Annotated in this window: 16 protein-coding genes and 1 pseudogene; 12 read left to right on the top strand and 5 right to left on the bottom strand. The window is 59.8% G+C overall.

Annotated elements, in window-relative coordinates:
• Positions 1-87 precede the first annotated feature (87 nt).
• The 5 genes and pseudogenes from CKA38_RS07440 to CKA38_RS07420 all read right to left on the bottom strand — a co-directional run bounded on the left by CKA38_RS07440 (position 88) and on the right by CKA38_RS07420 (position 5,451).
• On the bottom strand, positions 88-762 hold the full coding sequence (locus CKA38_RS07440) for a hypothetical protein (protein WP_152032722.1): 675 nt from the start codon (positions 760-762) through the stop codon (positions 88-90).
• A gap of 176 nt (positions 763-938) precedes the next feature.
• Positions 939-2,132 (bottom strand): hypothetical protein, encoded by a 1,194-nt coding sequence (locus tag CKA38_RS07435; RefSeq protein WP_108824904.1) that lies wholly within the window; start codon positions 2,130-2,132, stop codon positions 939-941.
• Between the two features lie 55 nt (positions 2,133-2,187).
• A complete protein-coding gene (locus CKA38_RS07430; RefSeq protein WP_152032721.1) occupies positions 2,188-2,766 on the bottom strand; it encodes a hypothetical protein in 579 nt (192 codons plus the stop codon).
• The gene (locus CKA38_RS07425) at positions 2,763-3,809 is read right to left on the bottom strand and encodes a hypothetical protein (RefSeq protein WP_152032720.1); all 1,047 of its coding nucleotides are present in this window, start codon (positions 3,807-3,809) and stop codon (positions 2,763-2,765) included. Before CKA38_RS07425 ends, CKA38_RS07430 begins: the two co-directional genes overlap by 4 nt.
• A gap of 200 nt (positions 3,810-4,009) precedes the next feature.
• A pseudogene (locus CKA38_RS07420) lies at positions 4,010-5,451 on the bottom strand (sigma-54-dependent transcriptional regulator).
• 142 nt (positions 5,452-5,593) lie between these two features.
• On the opposite strand from CKA38_RS07420, the gene ilvE reads away from it, so the two are divergent.
• The 12 genes from ilvE (at position 5,594) to CKA38_RS07370 (ending at position 22,873) form a co-directional block, all read left to right on the top strand.
• Positions 5,594-6,460 (top strand): branched-chain-amino-acid transaminase, encoded by an 867-nt coding sequence (gene ilvE / locus CKA38_RS07415; protein WP_108824901.1) that lies wholly within the window; start codon positions 5,594-5,596, stop codon positions 6,458-6,460.
• 285 nt (positions 6,461-6,745) lie between these two features.
• Positions 6,746-8,734, top strand: coding sequence for a metallophosphoesterase family protein (locus tag CKA38_RS07410; protein WP_108824900.1), 1,989 nt, complete (start codon positions 6,746-6,748; stop codon positions 8,732-8,734).
• Between the two features lie 83 nt (positions 8,735-8,817).
• The gene (locus CKA38_RS07405; RefSeq protein ID WP_161554791.1) at positions 8,818-10,059 is read left to right on the top strand and encodes a serine hydrolase domain-containing protein; all 1,242 of its coding nucleotides are present in this window, start codon (positions 8,818-8,820) and stop codon (positions 10,057-10,059) included.
• 320 nt (positions 10,060-10,379) lie between these two features.
• Entirely contained in the window at positions 10,380-11,351 is a 972-nt protein-coding gene (locus CKA38_RS07400; RefSeq protein ID WP_108824898.1) for an endonuclease/exonuclease/phosphatase family protein, read from the top strand.
• Between the two features lie 244 nt (positions 11,352-11,595).
• The gene (locus CKA38_RS07395) at positions 11,596-13,491 is read left to right on the top strand and encodes a putative Ig domain-containing protein (RefSeq protein WP_236919223.1); all 1,896 of its coding nucleotides are present in this window, start codon (positions 11,596-11,598) and stop codon (positions 13,489-13,491) included.
• Between the two features lie 128 nt (positions 13,492-13,619).
• A complete protein-coding gene (locus CKA38_RS07390; protein WP_108826483.1) occupies positions 13,620-15,845 on the top strand; it encodes a glycoside hydrolase family 31 protein in 2,226 nt (741 codons plus the stop codon).
• A gap of 118 nt (positions 15,846-15,963) precedes the next feature.
• Positions 15,964-16,950 (top strand): endonuclease/exonuclease/phosphatase family protein, encoded by a 987-nt coding sequence (locus CKA38_RS07385; RefSeq protein ID WP_161554790.1) that lies wholly within the window; start codon positions 15,964-15,966, stop codon positions 16,948-16,950.
• A gap of 386 nt (positions 16,951-17,336) precedes the next feature.
• Positions 17,337-18,722, top strand: a complete 1,386-nt coding sequence (locus CKA38_RS07380) for an MFS transporter (protein ID WP_108824896.1) — start codon at positions 17,337-17,339, stop codon at positions 18,720-18,722.
• A gap of 143 nt (positions 18,723-18,865) precedes the next feature.
• Positions 18,866-19,138, top strand: coding sequence for a hypothetical protein (locus tag CKA38_RS15380; protein ID WP_152032719.1), 273 nt, complete (start codon positions 18,866-18,868; stop codon positions 19,136-19,138).
• The gene (locus CKA38_RS15705; protein ID WP_236919222.1) at positions 19,135-19,299 is read left to right on the top strand and encodes a hypothetical protein; all 165 of its coding nucleotides are present in this window, start codon (positions 19,135-19,137) and stop codon (positions 19,297-19,299) included. The genes CKA38_RS15380 and CKA38_RS15705 overlap by 4 nt, the downstream gene beginning before the upstream one ends.
• Positions 19,300-19,981: 682 nt before the next feature.
• On the top strand, positions 19,982-21,811 hold the full coding sequence (locus CKA38_RS07375) for a glycoside hydrolase family 2 protein (protein ID WP_108826482.1): 1,830 nt from the start codon (positions 19,982-19,984) through the stop codon (positions 21,809-21,811).
• Between the two features lie 114 nt (positions 21,812-21,925).
• Positions 21,926-22,873, top strand: a complete 948-nt coding sequence (locus tag CKA38_RS07370) for an endonuclease/exonuclease/phosphatase family protein (protein WP_108824895.1) — start codon at positions 21,926-21,928, stop codon at positions 22,871-22,873.
• The last annotated feature ends 60 nt before the right edge of the window (positions 22,874-22,933 follow it).

The raw sequence follows: 22,933 nt of genomic DNA, 5'->3' as shown, positions 1-22,933 counted from the left end.
GAAACAAAACCCATGGCCGCAAAAAGGCGCAAGAAGCGCAAAGGAAATTTCCCGGCATTTTGGCGGGTGCTCCACCGGGATATTTCGTCAAAAATCAATTATGCCTTGAATTCCGAATGTCACGGCGTGGTTGAACTGGAGCGTGCATTCGAGACCCAAGGTGGTGCTGCCGCCCGCAAAGGGCTTGCCCCTGATGCCCGCCTTGGGACCGGCCGAGAGCATATGATGGACTTTTGAGGTCTGGTTTTTGTCGGAGCCATACCTATCCCAGCCGTGCTCAACCAGCACGCTTGCAAGCTGGGTTTCAACGCCGAGCGAAAAATGTTTGAAATGATATGACATGCCCGCGGCCGCGAGCGCTCCGAAACGAGCCTGCGAATAAACGAACGCTGCATTGCCGGGAAGCCGATCGTCATTGGCGTTTTGATGGCGGTCGCGATTGTCGCCCAATAAAATGCCCGCATCAAAATTGAGGGTAACGCAGTCCGAAAGGCGCGGCTGCCACCCCAGGGTGATCGACATAAAATGCTGCCTGTTTCCAATGTCGGTCGTGCCGGCGGAACCGGGAACATGGGCGTCGGGCAGGAATGAATCGTCTGGATGCGTGTTATGGGAAAAGGTCTGCTGCTTGAGGCTTATCATTCTGTATCCAAGCAGACCGGCCCTGAATTTTCCCTCCGGCGCCTGCGCGCGAAGCGGTTGTCCGAACAATGCAAACGCCGCCGCCAACACCAGCGGGATGATGAGTATTTTGTCCTTCATTGTGTTTTCTCCAAAGTGAAAAAGGCGGCAAGGGGCGGGAAGGCGACCATTGCGCCATTCGACGCCAAAAGCGGGAACGCGCAAAGAATAAAACAAACGCCAAAAACGCGCAACGGCCGCCGCTCAATGATTTCTCAACACGCAGCGGGCCCGCCACGCCATGCCCGCCGCCAGCATCAGAACACCCAGCGCGCGCGCAGGCCGAAGCGCACGCGCTCCAGGTTGCGCCCGGAATCATCAGAGTGCACATAATCGTAATCGCATGTCAGCGACGCGGACCATTTTTCCTTGAATGTGTAGGTGAGCGCGCCGCCGATTTTCAGGTTCGACTCGTCGATGTCAGGGATATTTGAGCGCCCGTTCAGTTGCGACGGCTGCCAGTCCGTCATGCATGAAACTATGAACTGCCTGTTTAGCGCATGCTGCACGTTCACGAAAAAATGATGCGTATACATGTCGGTGTAGAGAATCACGTTCGAGGATTCCTGCGCCGAGAACGTGTAACCGGCCGATATGAAACTCAAGTCGCTGTAATCATGCTTCACGCCCAGCTCGACATAGGGCAGCGCCGAGTCGCCGCCATTGCGCCGGAACAGCGCCTCGATTCCCAGCCGCGCCGTGTAGGCAGTGCGCTTGGTCAGCGCGTAATCCACGCCCGCGAACAGAAAGTGCGAGTCCTTGTTTTTCAACGCGCCGTGCTCGTCGTAGCGTATCGCCTTGTAACGATACTCCGCTGAGAACTGCAAATTTTCACGCGAGAGCCGCACCGCCTCCACGCCCACGAGATACTCCGCGCGATCAAGGTCCTCGCTCAAATAATCGTTGTCATAGGTCATGTGCATCGTGCGCGCCTTTCCCTTCAGGCCGACGCGCTTGCTCATGTTGTAAACCAGTTTTCCGTCGAGCTGGTTGTATTTGTAGGACTGGTCGGGATTGGCGACCTCGCCGCCGATTCCCGGCAGCAGCGACTCCGGGTTCTTCACGATTTGAAACGAGTCGCTGAGCTCGCCCTCGAGCCGCGGCGTGAACGCGTGCGCCACGCGTGCGCTAAGCGAATGGCTCGCCAGGAATTTGTCGTCCGGTCTGTTCTCGAGATAGTCCATCGACAACTGGTAGCTCGCGGACAAAAATGTCTGCTGGCTCGCCGATATGTTTGCGACGATTGTCGGCTGCGCCTGAAACACGATGCTCTCGATCTCGCCCTTCGCCGAGCCAAAGATGTTCGTGTCGTAATAATATCCCGCGCTCAGGTATGCCGTCAGCAGGCGCCCCTGCTCCACTTCCGGAATTGGCGCGTAAACCGCGCGCGCGGAATTCGCCGCCAGCAACAGGCCGGCGCAGGCGATCAGGAAGGATGACAGGCGTTTCATCGGGACAAAAAAGAAGCGCCACACTAGAATCACAGGGCCCGCCCCGGCAACGTCTTTATTTTTCATGCGCGCCCTCCGCGGCAATCTTCGGCGATCCCGGATCGATGAGCACATAAAAATCCGGCGCGATCCGCACCGGCACCGCCAGGGGGAAATCCGGGGGCAGCCGGCCCGCCGCCAAACCGCGATAAACCGGGGCCCAGTCGCCCCTGCCGTGCGACTGCTCGTTCGCGATTTCGCCGAAAAACGGCCGCGCAAGCGTCTCCGGCGTCAGCACCAGCGCGCGCACGCGCTGCCAGCGCGCCACCTCATGAAAACCGTTCATCGTCGCCGGCTGCGCCCACACGCGCTGCTTGGCATACCACGACGCGCCCGCCGGCACATCGGACATCCACGCGGGCGGCTCGGCGCGATTTTCCGACAGCTTTTGACCAATGCCCGAAAACAGCGCCGGCAGATACGGCGGGTAGTTGTAACGCGTCCCGCGCGGCTCCAGCACATCGCGCGCAAGCGGCACCGCCTGCAGGGCCAGCAGCACCAGCGCCGCCGCCAGCACGCGCGATTCGAGCGCCTCGCTGCTCTTCACGAGCACCAGGAAAAAACCCGTTCCGAAAACAATCACCAGCGGCGTCATGCACAGCCACACATCGCGCTCGCCCTCCCCGAGCTCAAAAACGCCTGCGCCAGCGCCACGCTCGCAATCACCGCAACGGCAAACCAGCGCAGACGGTTGGCCCGCGCGTCGCGAAACCGGTATGCAAACCCCGCCACAAAAAACGCCGCCAGAAAAATTCCGCCGCCCGACCACAAGCGCTCGCCCGCCCCGCGCTGCAAACTCGTCAGCGCCTTGTTGCCGAGTTTTTTGAAATCAATCGCCGGAGAATCCGTCGTGAACATCGCGCGCTGCGTCGCGGGCTCCGCCGTCGGGTCGCCCGCCTTGAGCGCGAGCTCCTGAGAGGCGAATCCAACGGGGTTGCCCGTCAGCGACACGTTGCGAATCATCCACGGCCCCGCCACCACAATGAACGCCGCCGCGATCAATACGAGCGACCTGAAAACCCGCCAGTCCGACACTTTTGTCCAAATCACCGCCGCCACCAGCGGGGCGACAATGATCGTCGTGTAATCACTCAAAAACAGCGCGCCCAAAATCATCCCGGTCAAAGCGGGACGCCAGAGGGACATGGTTATGCGCCTCCTCAAAGTCTGGGCGCTCCCGTCGCACGCTTTCATCACCCGCGTCTCGGCTGACCAGGTCACCTGGAACAAAGCCAGCCAAAGCGCCATGGTCAGCACGGCGCCGTTCACGGCCACCGTCGCCGCCCAAATCGGCGCCGACAACATCACGCCGAGCAACGCAATCACGCCGCCCATTTCACCGAAAAGGTTTTTCGCCAGGAAAAAACTCTGCATCGCCACGCACCACAACAACACGATGTTCAACGCAAGCAGAGTCGTGTCGCCGTTGAACCAGCGCGCAGGAAGCAACCGGTGCGCGGCCGCAATCACCGCCGAATACAAGGGCGGCTGGTGCAACTCCGGCAGCGGTTTGCGCACGTTCACAAACTTCCCGCGCGAGATTCGCTCCTGCGCCCACGCGAACGACTGCGGATGGTTCACCAGCGTCGTGAAACCGTGCCCCTCCGCCACCTGCCGCCCGACGACCGCCTGCGCCATCGTCACCTCGGTGAGCGGCCCGCGAAACAATTTGTATCCGACAAACCATGACAGCAACAGCACGCCCGCCGCCAGCCCCGCGACCCGCACCCAGCGCGAGCCCTCGCCGATCTCAAACCAGTGCACCCATTCCTGGAGTGAACGTTTTGGTTGCGTGCTCATTTTTGAAAACGTGAGGCGGGATTGGGTTGGCGGTTCCTCTACTTGTCCAGCACGTCGAGATCCGGCCAGCGCTGCAACTTCCGGTGCAAGGTGCGCCGGCTTATCCCCATCAACTCCGCCGCGCGCGTGCGGTTGCCGCGCGCCTTGATCAAGGCTTCGCGCAACAGGCGCTTTTCATTTTCCTCAATCGAATACGCGCTCGACTCCCCCGGGGTGTCGCGGGCGCCAGCGCGCCGCCGGACGGCGTCGCATCAACCGGCGGCACCGGATGCGCCTCCACGACCAGCGCGGGCAGCGCCGGTTTCAACTCGCCGCGAAAACGCGGCTCCAAGTCGAACTCCGTGAGCTTGCCGCCTCGCCGCAGCACGACCGCGTTCTCGCAGAAATTGCGCAGCTCGCGAATGTTCCCCGGCCACGGATACGCCTGCAAATAACGCATCGCGCCCGGCTCCACGGTGAGCGGCGGCACCTTGTTTTCCTTGCTGAATTGCTTGATGTAATGCGCCAGCAACGGCGGGATGTCCTCCGGCCTCGCGCGCAGCGGCGGCATTGTGATGCGCACGACGTTCAGGCGGAAAAACAAGTCCTCGCGAAATTTTTTCTCGATCACCAGTTGCTCAAGCGAGCGGTTTGTCGCCGCCACCAGGCGCACATCGAGCGGAATCGGCTTTGTGCCGCCCACGCGCTCGATTGTTTTTGTTTCAAGAAACCGCAGCAATTTCACCTGCGTGCTTTGCGAGATCTCGCCGATTTCGTCGAGGAACAGCGTGCCGCCGTCCGCCGCCTCGAAACGGCCCACGCGCCGCTCCGTCGCGCCGGTGAACGCGCCGCGCTCGTGGCCGAAGATTTCGCTCTCCAGCAAGTTTTCCGACAACGCCGCGCAATGCACCGCCACGAACGGCGCGCGCGCGCGCGAACTCGCCTGGTGGACCGCCTGCGCCACGAGCTCCTTGCCCGTGCCCGACTCGCCCTCGATCAAAATAGTCGCCCTGGACGGCGCGACCAGGCGCACCCGGTCCAGCACATCCTTCAGCACCTGCGAATTTCCGATGATTCCATCGAAGTTAAATTTGTCGTCCAGCCGCTCGTGCAACTGCTGCACCTCCACCTCGAGCGTTTTTGTTTTCAGCGCGCGCTGGATGAGCATTTCGAGCCGCTCGATGTTCACCGGCTTTGTCAGGAAATCCACCGCGCCGCGCTTCATCGCCTCGACCGCGGTCTCGATGCTTCCGTAGGCCGTCATCATGATCACCGCCGGCTTGTTCGGCAGCGTCAGCGCGCGGTCGATCACGCGCAGCCCGTTTTTCCCGCCCGGCATGCGCAGGTCGGTCACGACCACGTCAAACTCCTGCGCATCCATCAAGTTGAACGCCTCGTCCGCGTTGCTCGCGATGGACACATCGTAATTGTCCTCCAACGCCTGTTGGAGACCCTCGCGAGTATTTTTTTCGTCATCAACGATGAGCACACTGGGAACCATGCCCCCGTATTCACGCGAGCCGTTGCAAAACGGTCAATGAGTAATTCACCCCGGCGGCGGCCCGCGGCACCCGTGCTTGGCGCATTCAAAAATTCCGTATTCGACAAACGGCGAGCGCGTTTATTAGTAGTTTCGCTTTGCCATGAAAATCTATCTCGACGGAAAATTTGTAGACAAGGCCGAAGCCAAAATCTCCGTGTTCGACCACGGACTCCTCTACGGCGACGGCATTTTTGAGGGCATCCGCCTCTACTCCGGCAACGTATTCCGTCTCGAAGAGCACCTCGAGCGCCTCGAATACTCCGCCAAGGCCATCATGCTTAAAATGCCTTGGAGCCGGAAGGAAATCGCCGACGCCACCTGCGAAACCTGCCGCCAAAACGGCCTCACCGACGGCTACATCCGCCTCGTCGTCACGCGCGGTGTCGGCGACCTCGGCCTCTCGCCCTGGCTCTGCCCCGTGCCCTCGATCTTCATCATCGCGGACAAGATCAACCTCTATCCGCAGGAGTATTATGAAAAGGGTCTCGACATCGTCACCGTGCCCACGCGCCGCGTGAACGCCGCCGCGTTCAGCCCCGCCATCAAGTCGCTCAACTACCTCAACAACATCCTCGCCAAGATGGAGGCGCGACAGGCCGGTGTGCAGGAGGCGATCATGCTCAACGACCAGGGCTACGTCGCCGAGTGCACGGGCGACAATATCTTCATCGTCCACAAGGGCGAAATCATCACACCCGCCGCCTCGCAAGGCGCGCTCAAGGGCATCACCCGCGGCGCGATCTTCGACGTCGCCAGGGAAATCGGCGTGCCCATCCGCGAGGACAACCTCACCCGCTACGACATCTGGAACGCCGACGAGGCATTCCTCACCGGCACCGCCGCCGAGACCGTCCCCGTGGTGAAACTCGACGGCCGCGAGGTCGGCAACGGCAAGCCCGGCCCGATCTTCCAAAAGGTCCTCGCCGATTTCCGCCGCCGCGTCGTCACCGAAGGCACGCGAATCTAAGCGATCCAAAATCAAGCGGCATCGGACACGGGCGCGTCAACGAGCCGGCCATTGACAGTCAATATAGCGGAAGGTTTTTAGCTTCGAACCAACTATAAAACTGCGATGAACGGCTCCTTGACCGCTCCTCCCGCCGCTTCGAAACCCCAAAGTATATTTCAACCTCCTTTGCGCATCCTCGCGCTTCCTTGCGGCTGTTCGACCCGGCCGCGGCAGCGCCGCGCAAAGTTTTCCGTGGCCCGAAAATAGACTTAACCTCAAGCGTTTCCCCGCGTCTCAATCCAAATGAACCCAAAAACTCCCCGCAGCCTCCACACGCTCCTCCTAATCGCCGCGCTCGTCCTTTCGCCGCTTCTTTCGGCGAAGGCGGTGATCGACGCCAACTTCGAGGCGGAATTTCCAGCCGGCGTGGTTGCCAGCCGTATCAAGCTCGCCACCGACACCAGCCGCGCGCGCACGGGACTCGCCTCGTTGCGGCTCACCTCTGAATCGAGGGGCGAATGGAGCGACCTCACGTTTGCGCTCGACGGCAAGCTGGACTTCTCCGCCAACCACGAGTTTTCCGTGTGGGTTTACACCGAGCCGAAAACAAGGGTCTCCGCATACATGGCCGCCGATGACGGCAGCGGCGAACCCTACGTCGTCGTCCGCGCCCTCGGCAATGTCGAGCCCGGCAAATGGTGCCGGCTCAGCGGCACGGTTTATGCCGGCGACTGGCGCAAAAACGACCGCGACTTCAAGCTCGTCATTCGCGTCCGCGGCACCTGCTGGATCGACGACCTCTCGCTCGTCTCCGGCCTGCCCGAAACGCCCTCGCAAGTCTGGCCCCGCCTCAAGGACGACCTCCACGCCGCGGCGGACAAGCGCGCATCAACCATCGCCCCCGGCGGTTCACTCGTGCTCGACGCCCGCAACGGCGCGCTCGCCCCCGACACCGCCCGCGCCGAAACCGCCCTGCCCTCCGGCGCGACCGCCGTCATTCCGAGCGAGGGCATGCTCATCTTCGCAATCGACGCCAAGGACGACCTCGATCTCACCGGCTCGATTCAACTCGAACCCGACGCCGACGACCTCCGCCCCGGCCTGCGCGTCACCGTGCTTTCCGACGACACCGTGATCGCCGCCCCCGGCGTGAAAGCCGCCCCGTGGAGAACCAAATACGACGCCAAAAAACGCCCGTCCCCCATTACAACAGAACTTCGCGGCGAACGCCCTCCCTCCACCATTCCGCTCAACAACTGGCGCATGACCAAGGGCCGCCACTACATCGCCGTCGCCGGACCGCACATGCGCCCCGGCGGCACCTTTGCCCGGCTGGAACTTCGCGCCGCCGCCCGTCCCGCTGAAAAACCGCTCCACACCTTCGGTTTTTTCGCCGACACGCACCTCGGTTTTGGTCGCATCACAAAGGCCACCGCCAAGCTCAACGCCCGCACGGCCGGGCAACTGGAATCCACGCTCCGCCAGCTCAAGCGCGAGGGCGCGGACTTCGCCATCATCGCCGGCGACATGACCGACAACGGCCGCCGCAGCCAGTTCGAGGATCTTGCCCGCGCCACCAAAAACGCGGGCCTCCCCGTTTACGGCTGTGTCGGCAATCACGACACCGGACGCGACTCCCGCGCCGACATTGCCGCCACGATTCCGCATCTCTTCCCCGACGGTCCCGACAAAACCGATTACGCTTTCACGCGCCCGCCGCTGCGCTTCATCGTGCTCGACGGTTCCCACTGGCGCGTGAAGGGCGGCCCCATCACGCCCCACCGCGTTTCCGGGATCCCCGACCAAACCATGGTCTATCGCGAAGACATGCTCGACTGGCTGCGCGACACCCTCGCCGCCGACACCGACACGCCCACCATCGTCATTTCGCATTATTTGTTTCACCTCCGTCGCGGGATTTCGACCGTGAGCGGCTACAACCTCGGCAAGACGCCCGCGATGAACAAGGAACTCATGGCCGTGCTCGCCGCCTCGCCCAACGTCGTCGCCACGTTGAACGGCCATCATCACAGCAATGCGGTCACGCGCCATCGCGGCATCACCAGCATCCAGAACCCGGCCTTCGCGTCGTGGCCCAACGCCTATCGCGTGTTCCGCGTTTACGCCGACCGCATCGAATGGGAAGTCCGCCAAATGCCCAACCGCGGCCTCATCCGCGAAAGCGCCAATCCCAAGATGGGAATACTCTGGATGCTTTCAATCTACGACAACGACCTCGCCGGCACCATCCCGCTCGCCCCGCGAGGCATCACTTCAACCCAAACAGAATAATCCACAGATAACGCAGATGGACACAGATGAATCCCGGTATTTATCTGCGTGCATCTGCGTTATCTGTGGATAAAAAAAACACAATGAACCCAAAACACTCCCACAACCTCCGCTTTTCCCTTCTCGCCGCGATTGCGCTTGTGCTCGCGCCGATGCTCCACGCCGGGCCGTTTGCCGATAGTGCGCGACCTTACGTTGACGACGGCACGATCGCCGGAACCGTTTTCCTCGCCGCCGACGGGAAAAAAGTTCTCGCCTGCGAAGCCGTTGGACTGGCCGACATCGCGGACAAAAAGCCCATGCGCGAGGACAGTTTGTTTTGGATCGCCTCCATGAGCAAACCCATGACCGCCGCCGCGTTCATGATGCTGGTTGACGAGGGCAAGGTCTCGCTCGACGACCCCGTTTCAAAATACATCCCCTCGTTCGCCCAGCGGCAAAAAATCGTTTCCAAGGAATCCGAGAAACTCGGCGACATTGCCAACTACACCCGCGACCCGGGCGCGCCCGAGGCCGAGTCCAAGCAGGCCGCCGCACCCGCCGCCGTTTACCGAAAAACCACGATCACCATCCGCCACTTGCTCAGCCACACCGCCGGGCTCCGTTACAGCGTGCCCGAGGAAAAACCCACCTTCGACCTCCTTCCGCTTTCCAAGCTGGTCGAGATTTACGCCGCCAGCGACCTGCTCTTCGAGCCCGGCACCGATTATTCCTACGCCAACACCGACATCAACACCATCGGGCGCATCATCGAAATCGTCAGCGGCATGCCCTACGAGGACTTCCTGCAAAAACGCCTCCTCGATCCGCTCGGCATGATGGACACCACTTTCTGGCCCGACGCAAAACAGGTCGGGCGCATCGCCACCTGCTACCGCGGCGACCCGAAAAAGCGCACGCTCACCGCGCAGCCCAACGCCTACCTCCGCTATCCGCTCAATGACCGCGTCAACCGCCACCCCTTCCCCGGCGGAGGCCTGTTCTCGAGCGCGAGGGACGTCGCGCGCTTCGGACAATTCCTGCTCAACAAAGGCGAGTTCAACGGCAAGCGCCTTCTCAGCGAGGCCGCCGTCGCCGAAATGACGCGCCGCCAGACTCCGCCGCACACAAAGACCGCCTACGGCCTCGGCCTGAATCTCGGCAAGGGTGAACCCGGCGGCAAATACGGCCACGGCGGAGCCTACAGCACCAACCTCTCGATCTGGCCCAAGGAAAACCTCGTGACCGTTTTCATGGTTCAAAGAATCAGCAAGTGGGGCGGCCCCAACGGCAACAAAATCCGCCCCGCCCTCGAAGATGACGCCCTCAAACTCATAACAAAATAATACTTCAAACTACCAATCCGTTTTAGCCGCGAAGAGGCACAAAGGGGTCTCTCTGCATATTATATCTCCCGTGCGCCTATAGGCGCATCAACCATTCATCCGCATACTGTTTTATAAAATAATAAATCCGTATTTCTCAAAAAAACACACCGAAGCGCCTATAGGCGCAATGGAGACTTTAATACGCATACAATCCCCTTGTCAGACCACTCAGCTTCGCTTCGTAGAGCGCCTTTTGTCAGGCCACTCGCAGACTCGTAGAGTGGCTAAAAAAATTCATCCCTTCGTGTTCCTTTGCGGCTAAAAACAAAATCCTTCCCATGAAAAAAAACATCCTCCTCACACTGCTTGCATTCACGAGCGCGGCCTTTGCACTCACCGGCTTTTCCGCGCCCGTGCGCGTGCTCACCTATAATATTCTCGCCTCCCAGCCGAGCTGGGAAGTGAGCGCCAAATGCGATGTGTGGGAAAAACGAATGCCCCTCGTCATCGAAGTCATGAGCAACAAGGCCGGCGGCACGGGTTACGATTTTATCGGCACGCAGGAAACGTCGATTCACCCCAACGCCGAGCTTCACCAAGTCAACCAGCTCGCCGACGCGATGAGGAGATACGGCTCGCTTCACGCCGCTGTTTCCGGCGAGGAAAACAGCAAGGTCGCGAAAAAATTCGCGCTCACCAACATGATCTTCTGGCGCAAGGACCGCTGGGAAATCGACCCCGACGACAGCGGCACATTCTGGCTTTCCGACACGCCCGAAATCCCCGGCTCGAACACCTGGTCGCCCGTTGATCCCAAGACCGGCAAAAGCACGAACAAGGGCGGCCAGCGCAATGTCAGCTACGGCCTCTTCCACGAAATCGCCAACGGCAAGCGCACCGGCAAAAAAGTGTATTTCTACAACACCCACCTCAATGTTTTCGTGCCCGAGGCCCGCATGAAATCCGCGATCCTCATCATGGACCGCATTAAAAACCGCAAGGACAAGTCCGCGCCGATCATCCTCACGGGCGATTTTAATTCCCTGCGCGACGACTCCCGCGGCGACGGCTACATTTACAAATACCTCACCGGTTTTCCGATCAAGTTTGAGGATGCCACCTACACGCCGCCGCAAGCGTTGACCGAGGCGTTCGAGGAGGCGGGGCCGAAGGAAAAGCTGCCGCGCATCGACTTCATCTTTTCGAGCAAGGGTCTGAAACCGGCGTCCGCCGCCAATGTGGACATCCGCCGCAACGGCATCCGTCCCAGCGACCACGCCCCCATCGCCGCCGTGCTGAATTGGGAGTGAAAAACTCGTCTTAATTCGGACAGGGCAATCCACAGATTTCGCGGATAAACACAGATACGAACCCCTGAGCTTGGTATTTATCCGCGGTCATCTGCGACATCTGTGGACACAAAAATAAACCTTCGGCATGCCCCAAAAGCATCCGATTGATCTCCCCGTCGTCAGCGCCGTTCGTGTCAAAAAAATTCACAAAACAGTTCCGATCTTTCGCCTCTTAAATTTTCATCCCACTCTTTTTTATTGCATGAAAACAAAACGCTCCGCCCTACCGCTCCACCTATCCCTGCTCGCCCTCGCGTTCACGGTTTTGACCCTCGCCGGGCATTCCGCGCCGGACACGAAAAATGCCGACGACATCATCTCCGTCATCACCAACGCCGACTGGCACATGCGCAGCGGCGAAAATGTCTCGGTGTATAAATTCCACGCCGACTTCACTTGGGAGGAAAGCTGGAAGGACGACGTCAAGAACGGCCGGTGGCACAAGACCGGCGACGGACGCTTCTCCATCGGCTCCTACACATTTCAAATCGAAAAGGACGGCGCGCAACTGCGCCGCAACGACCGCAAGGCATGGAAGCGCGCCCCCGCCACGCCGGGCCGGCTGGCCGCGCCCGCGCCCGACATGGAGGCGTTGCGCGCGAGCATCCTCACGCCGCCGCCGCCCGCCACGCCGCGCATCAACGGCCCGCGCGTGTTTGGCGCGCGCCCCGGCTCGGTTTTCCTTTACACAATCCCGGCGACCGGCGACCGCCCCATGACGTTTTCCGCCGACAACCTGCCCGCGGGCCTGAGCCTTGATTCCGCCTCCGGCCGCATCACAGGCCGCGTCGCCGCGGCCGGCGAATACAAAGTCACCCTGCGCGCCGCCAATTCGCTCGGCAAGGCCGCCCGCGACTTCAAAATCGTGATCGGCGACAAACTCGCGCTCACCCCGCCGCTCGGCTGGAGCAGCTGGAACGCCTACGGCAACGACGTCTCGCAGGAAAAAATTCTCGCCGTCGCGCGCGCTTTCGCCAGCACCGGCCTCGTCAATCACGGCTGGTCCTACATAAACATCGACGACTGCTGGCAGGGCGTCCGCGGCGGAAAACACAACGCCATCCAGCCGAACAAAAAATTCCCCGACATGAAAAAACTCGCCGACGAGATCCACGCGCTCGGCCTCAAGTTCGGCATTTATTCCGGCCCCTGGGTCGGCACCTACGCGGGCTACATCGGCTCCTACGCCGACAACGCCGACGGCACCCACGACTGGATCAAACAAAAACAGCACGACGAGCATTACCGCTTCGACATCGGCAATCCCGTGCGCGACCGCAGGCAGCACTACAAGCACGGCAAATACTCCTTCGTCAAAAACGACGTGGCGCAGTGGGTTGAGTGGGGCGTTGACTATTTGAAATACGACTGGGCGCCCAACGACATCGCCCACACCAAGGAAATGCTCGACGCGCTCCGCGCCACCGACCGCGACATTGTTTACAGCATTTCCAACTCCGCCCCCTACGGCGACGCGCCGAAATGGGCGGAGCTCACGGATGTGTATCGCACCACCGGCGATATTCGCGACACCTGGAAAAGCGTTTCCGCCCTCGGCTTCACGCAATCGAAATGGGCCGCGTTTTCCGGCCCGGGGCACTGGGCCGATCCGGACATGCTCGTCATCGGCCACGTCGGCGGCTGGACGGGCGGCACGCTTCACTACACCAAGCTCACCGCCGACGAGCAATACTCGCACATCAGCCTCTGGGCGCTCCTGTCCTCGCCGCTCCTGCTCGGCTGCGACATGGCGCAAATCGACGAGTTCACGCTCAGCCTCCTCACCAACGACGAGGTCCTCGACATAAACCAGGACCCGCTCGGCCTGCTCGCCATGCCGGTGCTGGAAAAAGGCGACACCGTCGTTTACGCCAAGCACCTTGAGGACGGCTCGATGGCCGTCGGCCTGTTCAACAAGGGCGCGGAAAAAAGCGAAATCGAATTCACGCTGAAGTCGCTCGGCCTGCGCGGAACCCAAACCATCCGCGACGTGTGGCGCCAAAAAGACATTGCCACGACAAAGGATAAATTCTCCGCCACGGTGAACCCGCACGGCGTGCTCCTGCTGAGAATCTCGCCGGGCAACAATCGCAAATGACCGGCCGCGGGCGCGCACCGGTTTTCAGTCGCGCCCGGCCGCATTTTTTGCATTTCAAATCACAACAAAAACAAACCCTCCCTAATTCTCCAAACGGTCACACACACACCATGAGCGCGCGTATTTCCATGAAAAAACTAATCCTGTCGGCAGCATTTGCATTGCTGGGCGCGGCATCACTTTCCCTGCACGGGAATCCGCTGACGTTCGGGAACAAACGCGTCACCATTATTTCGCCGACGCTGTTCCGGCTGGAATATGCCAACGACGCCAAGTTCCTTAACGACCGGACCCTGTTCGCCCATCATCGCGACGCGCGTTGCGACGACTTCACCGTCACGGAGCTTGGCGGGGGACGCTACCGCATCACCACCTCCGCGCTTCGCATGGAGTTTCACGACGACGGATTCCCCTTCGGCCTTCACAACTTCGAGGCGTGGTTCACGCACAACGGAGCCGATAAAAAATTCACCCTGCGCAATCGCAAGGGCGGCAACCTCGGCGGCGCGATCTCGACGCTCGACCGCGTCGCGGGTCCCATCCCGCTCGACGAGGGACTGTTGAGCCGCAACGGCTGGTATATAATCAACGACTCGGGCAAGGACATCATAAAGGACGACTGGATCGCGCGCCGCGACGCGGACCATGTGCAGGACGTTTATTGTTTTCTCTATGGCGGCGACTACCGCGCCGCGCTTGCCGACTTGGGCCGCATCAGCGGCAACGTCCCGATGACCCGCCGCCACGTGCACGGCGTGTGGTATTGCCGTTGGTGGGATTATAACGCCGACGAATACCGGCAGATTGTGGATGAATACCGCCAGCACGGCTTCCCGCTCGACAATCTCGTCTTCGACATGGGCTGGCACACGCAGGACGCCACGGCCGGCACCGGGCACGCCAGCAACCGCGGATGGGTTGGCTACACATGGAACCGCAAATTGATACCCGACCCGGCGGCGCTCGTGGGCGATCTGCTCAAGGACAACATATACATTTCCCTCAACGACCATCCGCACGACGGCATCCGCCCCCACGAGGCCATGTATAAGGCGTTCATGGCCGACATGGGCCTCCCCGCCGACGGCTCGACAGTGATGTTCGACGCGGGCAACCGTCGCTACATGGAAACATTCCTGCGGCACGCGCACGGGGAATCGTGGGACATGGGCGTGGCCTTCTGGTGGCTGGACTGGCAGCAGGATTATCTTTACCCGACGGTTCGCGGCACATCGACCACGCACCTGGCCTGGCTCAACGAATTATATTACAAGGAATCGCAACGCAACGGACTGCGCGGCGCGAATTACAGCCGCTGGGCCGGCTGGGGCGACCAACGGCATCCCATCCAGTTCTCGGGCGACGCCCACGCGAACTGGAAAGTGCTGGCCTTCGAGGTCGAGCTGACGGCGACCAGCGGAAACGCCGGATGCTATTATTGGGCGCACGACATCGGCGGTTTCTACGGCGGCAAGGACCCCGAGCTTTACGCCCGCTGGACGCAGTTCGGAGCCATGAGCGCCGCGATGAGGATACATTCGCAATACGACGCCAAGCTCGACCGCCGCCCGTGGCTTTGGGGAAAACAAGCCGAGGCCTCGATGAAAAAAGCCTACGTCCTGCGCTCCGAGCTGATGCCCTATATTTACTCAAGTGTGTGGCAAACCCACCGGACGATGGTGCCGCTCAACAGGGCCATGTATATCGACCACGGCGGCAGCCCGGAGTCTTACAAAAACCCGCAGCAATTCATGTTCGGCGACTTGCTTCTGGCCGCGCCAATCACATCGGCCGGCGAGGGCGAAAACAAAATCGCAAAACAGAAAGTGTGGTTCCCGGCGGGCGACGCATGGTATGACTTTTTCACCGGCGAGCGCCATGAGGGCGGGCAGACAAAAACCGTCGCCAAGGACATCGACCAATTCCCGCTGTATGTCAAAGGCGGCTGGCTGCTCCCGCTGCAACCCTACCGCGAGCGCCCGGCATCGGCGCCACTGGACACGCTCGTGATGCGGGTCTATCCGGGCGCCGACGGCGCCGACAACACCTTCACGCTCTACGAGGACGACGGCCTCACGCGCCAATACGAGGACGGCAGGTTTGCGACAACCGCCCTGCGCTACCAGCGCGCCGGCGACAAAGTCACGCTGACGGTGACGCCCAACGGAGGGACATTCGACGGCAAGGTCGCCAACCGCGCCCACCGCGTCGAAACATCCGCCGCCAGCATCAAAAACATCAAGGCCAACGGACGTCCCGTGAAAGCCATCCGGCGAGGCGGATTACAGATAATCGAAATCCCCGCGCAACCGGTCGACGCGCCGCTGGTTATTGAAATGCAAATCGGAAAATAAAGAGCCTCGGGGCAAGCCCCGGGGCCTTGGCGGGACGGGCTCCGTCCCGTCCGCGAACGCTTGCATTTTATCTATGGCCATTCACGTCCATCCGCGGTTAAAAAAAACTTTCTTAATTATGAAAACCACGCTCCCCGTCCGTCGTCTCACCCTGCTCGCGCTCGCGAGCGTCGCGCTCGCCCTCACCGGTTTTTCCGAGCCCGTGCGCGTGCTCACCTACAACCTCCTCGGCTCCCGCCCGAGCACCGAAAAAAACGCCAAATGCGAGCCTTGGGTTAAACGCAAGCCGCTCGTCCTCGAAATCATGCGCGACCGGACAGGCGGCGCGGGCTACGACTTCATCGGCACGCAGGAAACCTCCACCAACCCCGACCCCGTGCTCGACCAGGTCAACCAGCTCGCCGTTGAGATGGAAAAGTCCGGCTACGGCTCGCTCTACGCGGCGTGCAACGGCGAGCCAAACACGCTGAAACCGAAGGAACTCTCGATGTCCAACATGTTCTTCTGGCGCAAGGATCGCTGGGAAATCGACCCCAACGACAGCGGCACATTCTGGCTTTCCGACACGCCCGAAATCCCCGGCTCAAACACCTGGTCGCCCATTGATCCCAAGACCGGCAAAAGCACCAACAAAGGCGCGCGCCGCAATGTCAGCTACGGCCTTTTCCACGAAATCGCCAACGGCAAGCGCACCGGCAAAAAAGTGTATTTCTACAACACCCACCTCAACGTCCACGTGCCCGAGGCCCGCATGAAATCCGCGATCCTCATCATGGACCGCATCAAGAACCGCAAGGACAAGTCCGCTCCGATTGTCCTCACGGGCGACTTCAACTCCCTGCGTAACGACTCCCGTGGCGACGGCTACGTTTACAAATACCTCACCGGTTTCCCGATCAAGTTCGAGGACGCCACCCACACGCCGCCGCAAGCGCTGGCCGAGGCGTTCGAAGAGGCGGGGCCTAAGGACAAGCTGCCGCGCATCGACTTCATCTTTTCGAGCAAGGGCCTGAAAGCGACCTCCGCCGCCAACGTAAACATCCGCCGCAACGGCATCCGCCCCAGCGACCACGCCCCCATCGCCGCCGTGCTGGATTGGGAATAATTCACTCAATCCGTTTTAGCCGCCAAAAGGCACAAAGAGGCACTTACCCCGACGCACATCCCCCGCGCGCCTATAGGCGCATCGCACATTTATCCGCATACGATTTTATATTAAAAGAAACGCACCGATGCGCCTATAGGCGCGCGGGAGATATCAACACGCAAACAATCCCTCTTGCGCCTTTTTGTGGCTATTCCTTCGGTTGAGGCGGAGCCGCCTCGGAACATCTGAGGACTAACAAAAGAGTTTCGACACGCCTCAAAAATTCCCCGAACAACTGGCTCGCCCTTCGCGCCCTCTTTGTCATAGCTCTGTCCCCTTTCCGGCAAAACATCCCCCTCAAACCACCCCGCTTCCGCCACCTTAAATTCAAACCTTAATCGTCAATGTTCAAACGCCTGCTCAACTTCTTCCGTGTCAGCCAGCCCGCCGCCGTGCAATTGCCGCACGACGAAAATACGGACGCGCTCTACAAACGCCTGCGCTGGCAGGTGTTTCTCGCAGGCACGATCGGCTATAGCTTGTTTTACGTCTGCCGCACCACACTCAACGTCGTCAAAAAACCCATGCTCGACGCCGGCTTGGTTGACGCCAGCCAGCTCGGCGTCGTCGGCTCCGCGCTCCTCTTCGCCTACGCGGGCGGCAAGTTTTTCAACGGCTTCATCGCCGACCATTCCAACATCAAGCGCTTCATGGCGACCGGGCTCGCGCTCTCCGCGTGCGCCAACCTCGTCATGGGCGTGATGGGCTTTACCACCGGCGTGATCTCCGCCGGCGCGTTCACCGCAGTCTTCGCCACCATGTGGGCGATCAGCGGCTGGGGCCAGTCCGTCGGCTCGCCCTGCGCGGTCATCGGGCTCTCCCGCTGGTATCCGTTGAAAAAGCGCGGCACCTTTTACGGCTTCTTCAGCCTGAGCCACAACCTCGGCGAATTTTTGTCCTTTGTGCTCGTCGGCCTCATCGTCTCCGCCGTCGGCTGGCAATGGGGCTTCTGGGGCGCCGCACTCGCGGGCGTGTTGGGCGTGGTTGTCATCATCTGGCTCATGCACGACACACCCGAAAGCCAAAAGCTTCCGCCTGTCGAAGTGCTCACTGGCGAGGCCGCGCAACAAAATGCGTCCGCGCCCGCCGAAAGCACCGCCTCGCTCCAGCGCCTCGCGTTGCGCACGCCCGGCGTGTGGATACTCGCCGCGTCGAGCGCGTTCATGTATATGGCGCGCTACGCGGTGAACAGTTGGGGCGTGCTCTTCCTGCAGGAGACAAAGGACTACAGCCTCGTCGAATCGACCAACCTCATTTCCGTCAACGCGCTGCTCGGCATCTTCGGCACGGTGCTCTCGGGCTGGTTTTCCGACAAATTTTTCCGTGGCGACCGCCGCCTGCCCGCGATCATCTTCGGCGTGTGCAACACCGTCTCGCTCATCCTCTTCCTTTATGGAGGCAACGGCATCGTCGTGAACGTGATCAGCATGATCCTCTTTGGCATATCCATCGGCGTGCTCATCTGTTTCCTCGGCGGACTGATGGCGGTTGACCTCGTGCCGCGCAAGGCCACGGGCGCGGCGATGGGCGTTGTCGGCCTCGCGAGTTACATCGCCGCCGGCTGCCAGGACATCATCAGCGGCAAACTAATCGACGCGCGCATAACAATCGTCGAAGGCGTGAAGGTTTACGATTTCAGCCACGCCTCGGCCTTCTGGGTAATCGCCTCGACGCTCTCCTTCCTCCTGATCGTCCCCCTGCTCTTCAGCAAAAAGAAACCGAACACATAACTACCCGCGCACGAACCGCCGCCTGCGCAAGGAGCGGCGGCGTCCCGCCGCCGGACGAGGCCAACGAGCCTCGCCCCATGATCATGAAAATCAACAAAACATGTCTGTCTCTTTTTTGCCTCCATTAAGAATATATTAATCCTATGAATATTTCTCCGTTGCGCATCCTGTTCGTCTGTTGCCTTGCGACTTGTGGTATTATATTAAATCGTGCCTATGCTGAAAAAGCAAATGCCGGGATATCCGCATCAACTGTTTCGTGGAGTCGAATAAAATTGGTGCCACGATCTCCGGATGAAAAATCGCCACAAATAACACCGGAGCAGCAGGCTGCCATTGAGAAAATCGAAAAAATATATGGAAAGCCAGTTACCCACTCTGATAAGAAAAACTCCGGCAACCGCCCTGCCCTATGAAGGCTGTCATGGTGCCGTTGACCGTGGATGAGAAAAATGCCCTGCAAGAAAAAGTTGGCGGCGATTTCGAGAAGATCGCTTTGCTAAAGCCAAAATTACAAGGCATTGTGGCCGAACCCCACGTCCCTTACACGGCAAAGAAAACGGCATGGCAGAGTTGATTGTGATGGTGGTTCATGATCGGGTCGTGCTCGACACTGTGATATCGGCCACGCGCCCGGATTATGTATATGCTGTCAGATCCTCCATGCGTCTATGGAAAGTAAAACCCGGCACCGAAGGATATTATAGAACACAAGTTATTTTCACAAGAAAAGGGAAAGACAAATATCAAATAACAATAAAATGAGAGACAAAATGGGCGGTGAAATTAAAAAAAGACTGAGCGAGTTTTGTCGAGTTGTTATCTTTATAATATTTTAAATAAAAGTGCAGTTTATCCAATGTCACTTAATACATGACGCTCTGAGTGCGTTGCCTCTGTTTTTAAATCAAAAAAGGCTACTTTTTATTTAAAATTCTTTAGTTGTCACGAGAGCCGAATTCCAAATTTGACAGGAAGGTCAAAGGAAGTCGGCTGAGCTTTGTTGATTTTTGCCTTTAGCCATTGCAATCTGGGTTTTTATTCCAGCAACTCTGATCTTCATAATAAACACGAAACGGGCGTTATAAAACAAATCAGAGTCCGGAATTGAATAATTATTCCTATCGCCATTTTTCGTTTTCCTCATGACATAAACCCTTTCCCTTTTTCCGTCTCATTCCCCGTCTTTATTAGCGTCCATTTGCGTCCATTCGCGGTTACAATTTTCCCTTTCTCCAATGAACCACAAAAACCAAACTATGAAACATTGCCTGCCGTTATTCCTTGCCGCGATGCTCTTCGTCGGCGCCACCGCAACCGCCAAATCTTGGGCGCCCGCCGGCGACCTTATCAAAACGCCCTGGGCCGCGCAGGTTGATCCCTCCAATCCGCTGCCCGAGTATCCGCGCCCGCGCCTCGCGCGCACCGAGTGGCAAAATCTCAATGGCCTGTGGGACTACACCATCGCCCCGAAGGGCGCGGCGCTGCCCGTCGCCTACGAGGGGCAAATCCTCGTGCCCTTCGCCATCGAATCCTCACTCTCCGGCGTGCAGCGCGAGGTCGGCTCGGACAACGAACTTTGGTATCAACGCCAGCTCGCCATCCCCGCCGCGTGGCGCGGAAAAAACATCATCCTGCACTTCGGCGCGGTTGACTGGCGCGCTGATGTGTTTGTCAACGGCGCGCCCGTCGGCTCGCACACCGGCGGCTACGCCCCATTCTCGTTTGACATCACCCGTTTCCTCAACGCCTCCGGCTCGAATACGCTCGTCGTCCGCGTCTGGGACCCGACCGACGCCTCCGACAATCCCGTCGGCAAGCAGGTGCGCAATCCCAAGGGCATTTGGTATACCCCCGTCACCGGCATCTGGCAAACCGTGTGGATGGAACCGGTGCCGAAAAACCACATCAAGGACGTGCAAACCGTCTCCGACATCGACGCCGGCACACTCGCCGTGACCGTCGACACCGCCGCGCCCGCCACCGTCGAGGTGGAGTTGGTTGACAACAACAAGGTCGTCGCCACCGCGCGCGGCAACGCCGGCGAGGCACTGACGCTCTCGTTGAAAACCCCGACGCTCTGGTCGCCGGAAAACCCGAAACTCTACGACCTGCGCACGCGCCTTCTCTCCGGCGGCAAAACCGTCGATGAAGCCCGCTCCTACGCCGCCTTCCGCAAAATCTCCATGAAGCGCGACGCCTCCGGCATGGTGCGCATGCAATTGAACGGAAAAAACTATTTTCACTTCGGCCCGCTCGACCAAGGCTGGTGGCCCGACGGCCTCTACACCGCGCCGACCGACGAGGCGCTGTTGTTTGACATTATCAAGACCAAGGAGCTCGGCTTTAACATGATTCGCAAGCACGTGAAAGTGGAGCCGCAGCGCTGGTATTACCACTGCGACCGCGAAGGCATTCTCGTGTGGCAGGACATGCCCAGCACGCACAGCTACGGCCTCGGCGCGAAGTGGGGCCGCAACACGCTCGGCGGCGGAATCGACACACTGCGCACGCCGCTCTCGAAGGATAATTTCCAAAAGGAGTGGGGCGAAATCATGGACTTCTGCAAGGGACATCCCTCGGTCGTCGTGTGGGTGCCGTTCAACGAAGCGTGGGGCCAGTTCGACACGGAAAGAATCGCCAAGTGGACGAAAGAGCGCGATCCCTCGCGCCTCGTCAACGCGGCCAGCGGCGGCAACATGCGCGCGTGCGGCGACATCGTTGACTTCCACAATTATCCCGCGCCGAAAATGTTCCCCGGCTACACAAACCTCGCGCTCGTGCTCGGCGAATACGGCGGCCTCGCCCTCCCGCTGCCAGGCCACCTCTGGAAACCGGACGGCAAGAACTGGGGTTACGGCAAAGTCAAATTCACCGGCAAGGACGACCTCACGGCGAAGTATGTTGAATACACAAAAATGCTGAAGGACATGGTCGCCGAAGGTTATGCCGCCGCCGTTTACACGCAGACGACCGATGTCGAAATCGAGGCCAACGGATTCTACACCTACGACCGCAAAGTCTTGAAAATGGACGGTCCCGCCGTCCGCGACGCCAACCGCAAGGTGATCGAAGCCCTGGCCGAATAGTTTGGCAGGGCGAACCGCCCCGGTGAGCCGAGATCGTAAACGGCTCACCCAAGGGGCGTCAAACTGTCGCTTCGCCCGGCACTCCCCGCCAAAATCCAAAATCAAAAATCCGCAATGAACCGCGCGCAACGCATCATTCGCACGTTTGCCAAAACGGCATTGATCGCGGCGCCCGCTATTTTCGCCCTGTCATTGCCGGCGCAAACGAACGACATTCCGGCGCGCAAACGGCAAAATGCAGACGCCCTCCGCGTCGTCACAGCCAACATCCGCCATACCTATTTTCTGGCAGACAAGAAAACCGGCGACGACTGGGATTCCCGCAAGGAGCTTTGCCGCAACGTCCTCCTCGCGCAGGATGCCGACATCATTTGCCTTCAGGAAAATCACGCCGGCCAGGTCAGCTACCTCCGCGACCGTCTTCCGGACACCGAATTCCATAATTTTTTCGAGATGAAGGATGCGGCCAGAAGCACCAAGAAAGACCTCTACGTTCCGATTCTCTACTCCACCAAGCGCTTTGAGAAACTCGACGGCGGAGGTTTCTGGCTCTCCGACACTCCGGAAATTGCCTTCTCAAAATACGAGGACGCCTACATGGCGCGCTCCGCGAACTGGCTCGTCCTCAAGGACAAAAACACCGGCAAAAAACTCTGCGTTCTCAACACCCATCTCGAGCACAAGTTCAGCACGGCGCGCGTGAAACAAATCGCCGTCCTGCTCAAATTCGCCGGCAAGCTGTCGAAAGACATTCCCGTCGTCATCACCGGCGACTTTAACGCCGACGCGGATTCCCCCTCGCTCCAGCTGGCGCGGAAGGAAGGCTGGCTCGACAGCCACGCGGCCATCCACGGCCCCGCCGACCCCGGAGGCACCGCGCATCGTTTTCTCGGCGCCGAATTCCTCTCCACGCCCCAAGGCAAAACCCGCAAAAAAATCGACTTCATCCTCCACAACAAACTCCTCACGCCCATCGACGCCGAAATCATCAAGGACGCTCGCAAGGGCAAACACCCGAGCGACCATTATTTCGTCTCCGCAGAATTCGAACACACCCGTTAATACTATATTTGGCAGGGCGAACCGTCGCGGTGAGCCGAAACAGCAAACCGACCCGCCGCG

Source organism: Ereboglobus luteus (genome assembly GCF_003096195.1).
GTDB classification, from domain to species: domain Bacteria; phylum Verrucomicrobiota; class Verrucomicrobiia; order Opitutales; family Opitutaceae; genus Ereboglobus; species Ereboglobus luteus.
The sequence above is the reverse complement of the archived record's forward strand: the minus strand, read 5'-3'. Positions and strand labels throughout refer to the sequence as shown.

Coding starts and splice junctions, on each gene's coding strand:
- CKA38_RS07440 (WP_152032722.1), bottom strand. CDS start 762: ATGAAGGACAAAATACTCATCATCCCGCTGGTGTTGGCGGCGGCGTTT.
- CKA38_RS07435 (WP_108824904.1), bottom strand. CDS start 2,132: ATGAAACGCCTGTCATCCTTCCTGATCGCCTGCGCCGGCCTGTTGCTG.
- CKA38_RS07430 (WP_152032721.1), bottom strand. CDS start 2,766: ATGACGCCGCTGGTGATTGTTTTCGGAACGGGTTTTTTCCTGGTGCTC.
- CKA38_RS07425 (WP_152032720.1), bottom strand. CDS start 3,809: ATGGCGCAGGCGGTCGTCGGGCGGCAGGTGGCGGAGGGGCACGGTTTC.
- ilvE (WP_108824901.1), top strand. CDS start 5,594: ATGAAAATCTATCTCGACGGAAAATTTGTAGACAAGGCCGAAGCCAAA.
- CKA38_RS07410 (WP_108824900.1), top strand. CDS start 6,746: ATGAACCCAAAAACTCCCCGCAGCCTCCACACGCTCCTCCTAATCGCC.
- CKA38_RS07405 (WP_161554791.1), top strand. CDS start 8,818: ATGAACCCAAAACACTCCCACAACCTCCGCTTTTCCCTTCTCGCCGCG.
- CKA38_RS07400 (WP_108824898.1), top strand. CDS start 10,380: ATGAAAAAAAACATCCTCCTCACACTGCTTGCATTCACGAGCGCGGCC.
- CKA38_RS07395 (WP_236919223.1), top strand. CDS start 11,596: ATGAAAACAAAACGCTCCGCCCTACCGCTCCACCTATCCCTGCTCGCC.
- CKA38_RS07390 (WP_108826483.1), top strand. CDS start 13,620: ATGAAAAAACTAATCCTGTCGGCAGCATTTGCATTGCTGGGCGCGGCA.
- CKA38_RS07385 (WP_161554790.1), top strand. CDS start 15,964: ATGAAAACCACGCTCCCCGTCCGTCGTCTCACCCTGCTCGCGCTCGCG.
- CKA38_RS07380 (WP_108824896.1), top strand. CDS start 17,337: ATGTTCAAACGCCTGCTCAACTTCTTCCGTGTCAGCCAGCCCGCCGCC.
- CKA38_RS15380 (WP_152032719.1), top strand. CDS start 18,866: ATGAATATTTCTCCGTTGCGCATCCTGTTCGTCTGTTGCCTTGCGACT.
- CKA38_RS15705 (WP_236919222.1), top strand. CDS start 19,135: ATGAAGGCTGTCATGGTGCCGTTGACCGTGGATGAGAAAAATGCCCTG.
- CKA38_RS07375 (WP_108826482.1), top strand. CDS start 19,982: ATGAAACATTGCCTGCCGTTATTCCTTGCCGCGATGCTCTTCGTCGGC.
- CKA38_RS07370 (WP_108824895.1), top strand. CDS start 21,926: ATGAACCGCGCGCAACGCATCATTCGCACGTTTGCCAAAACGGCATTG.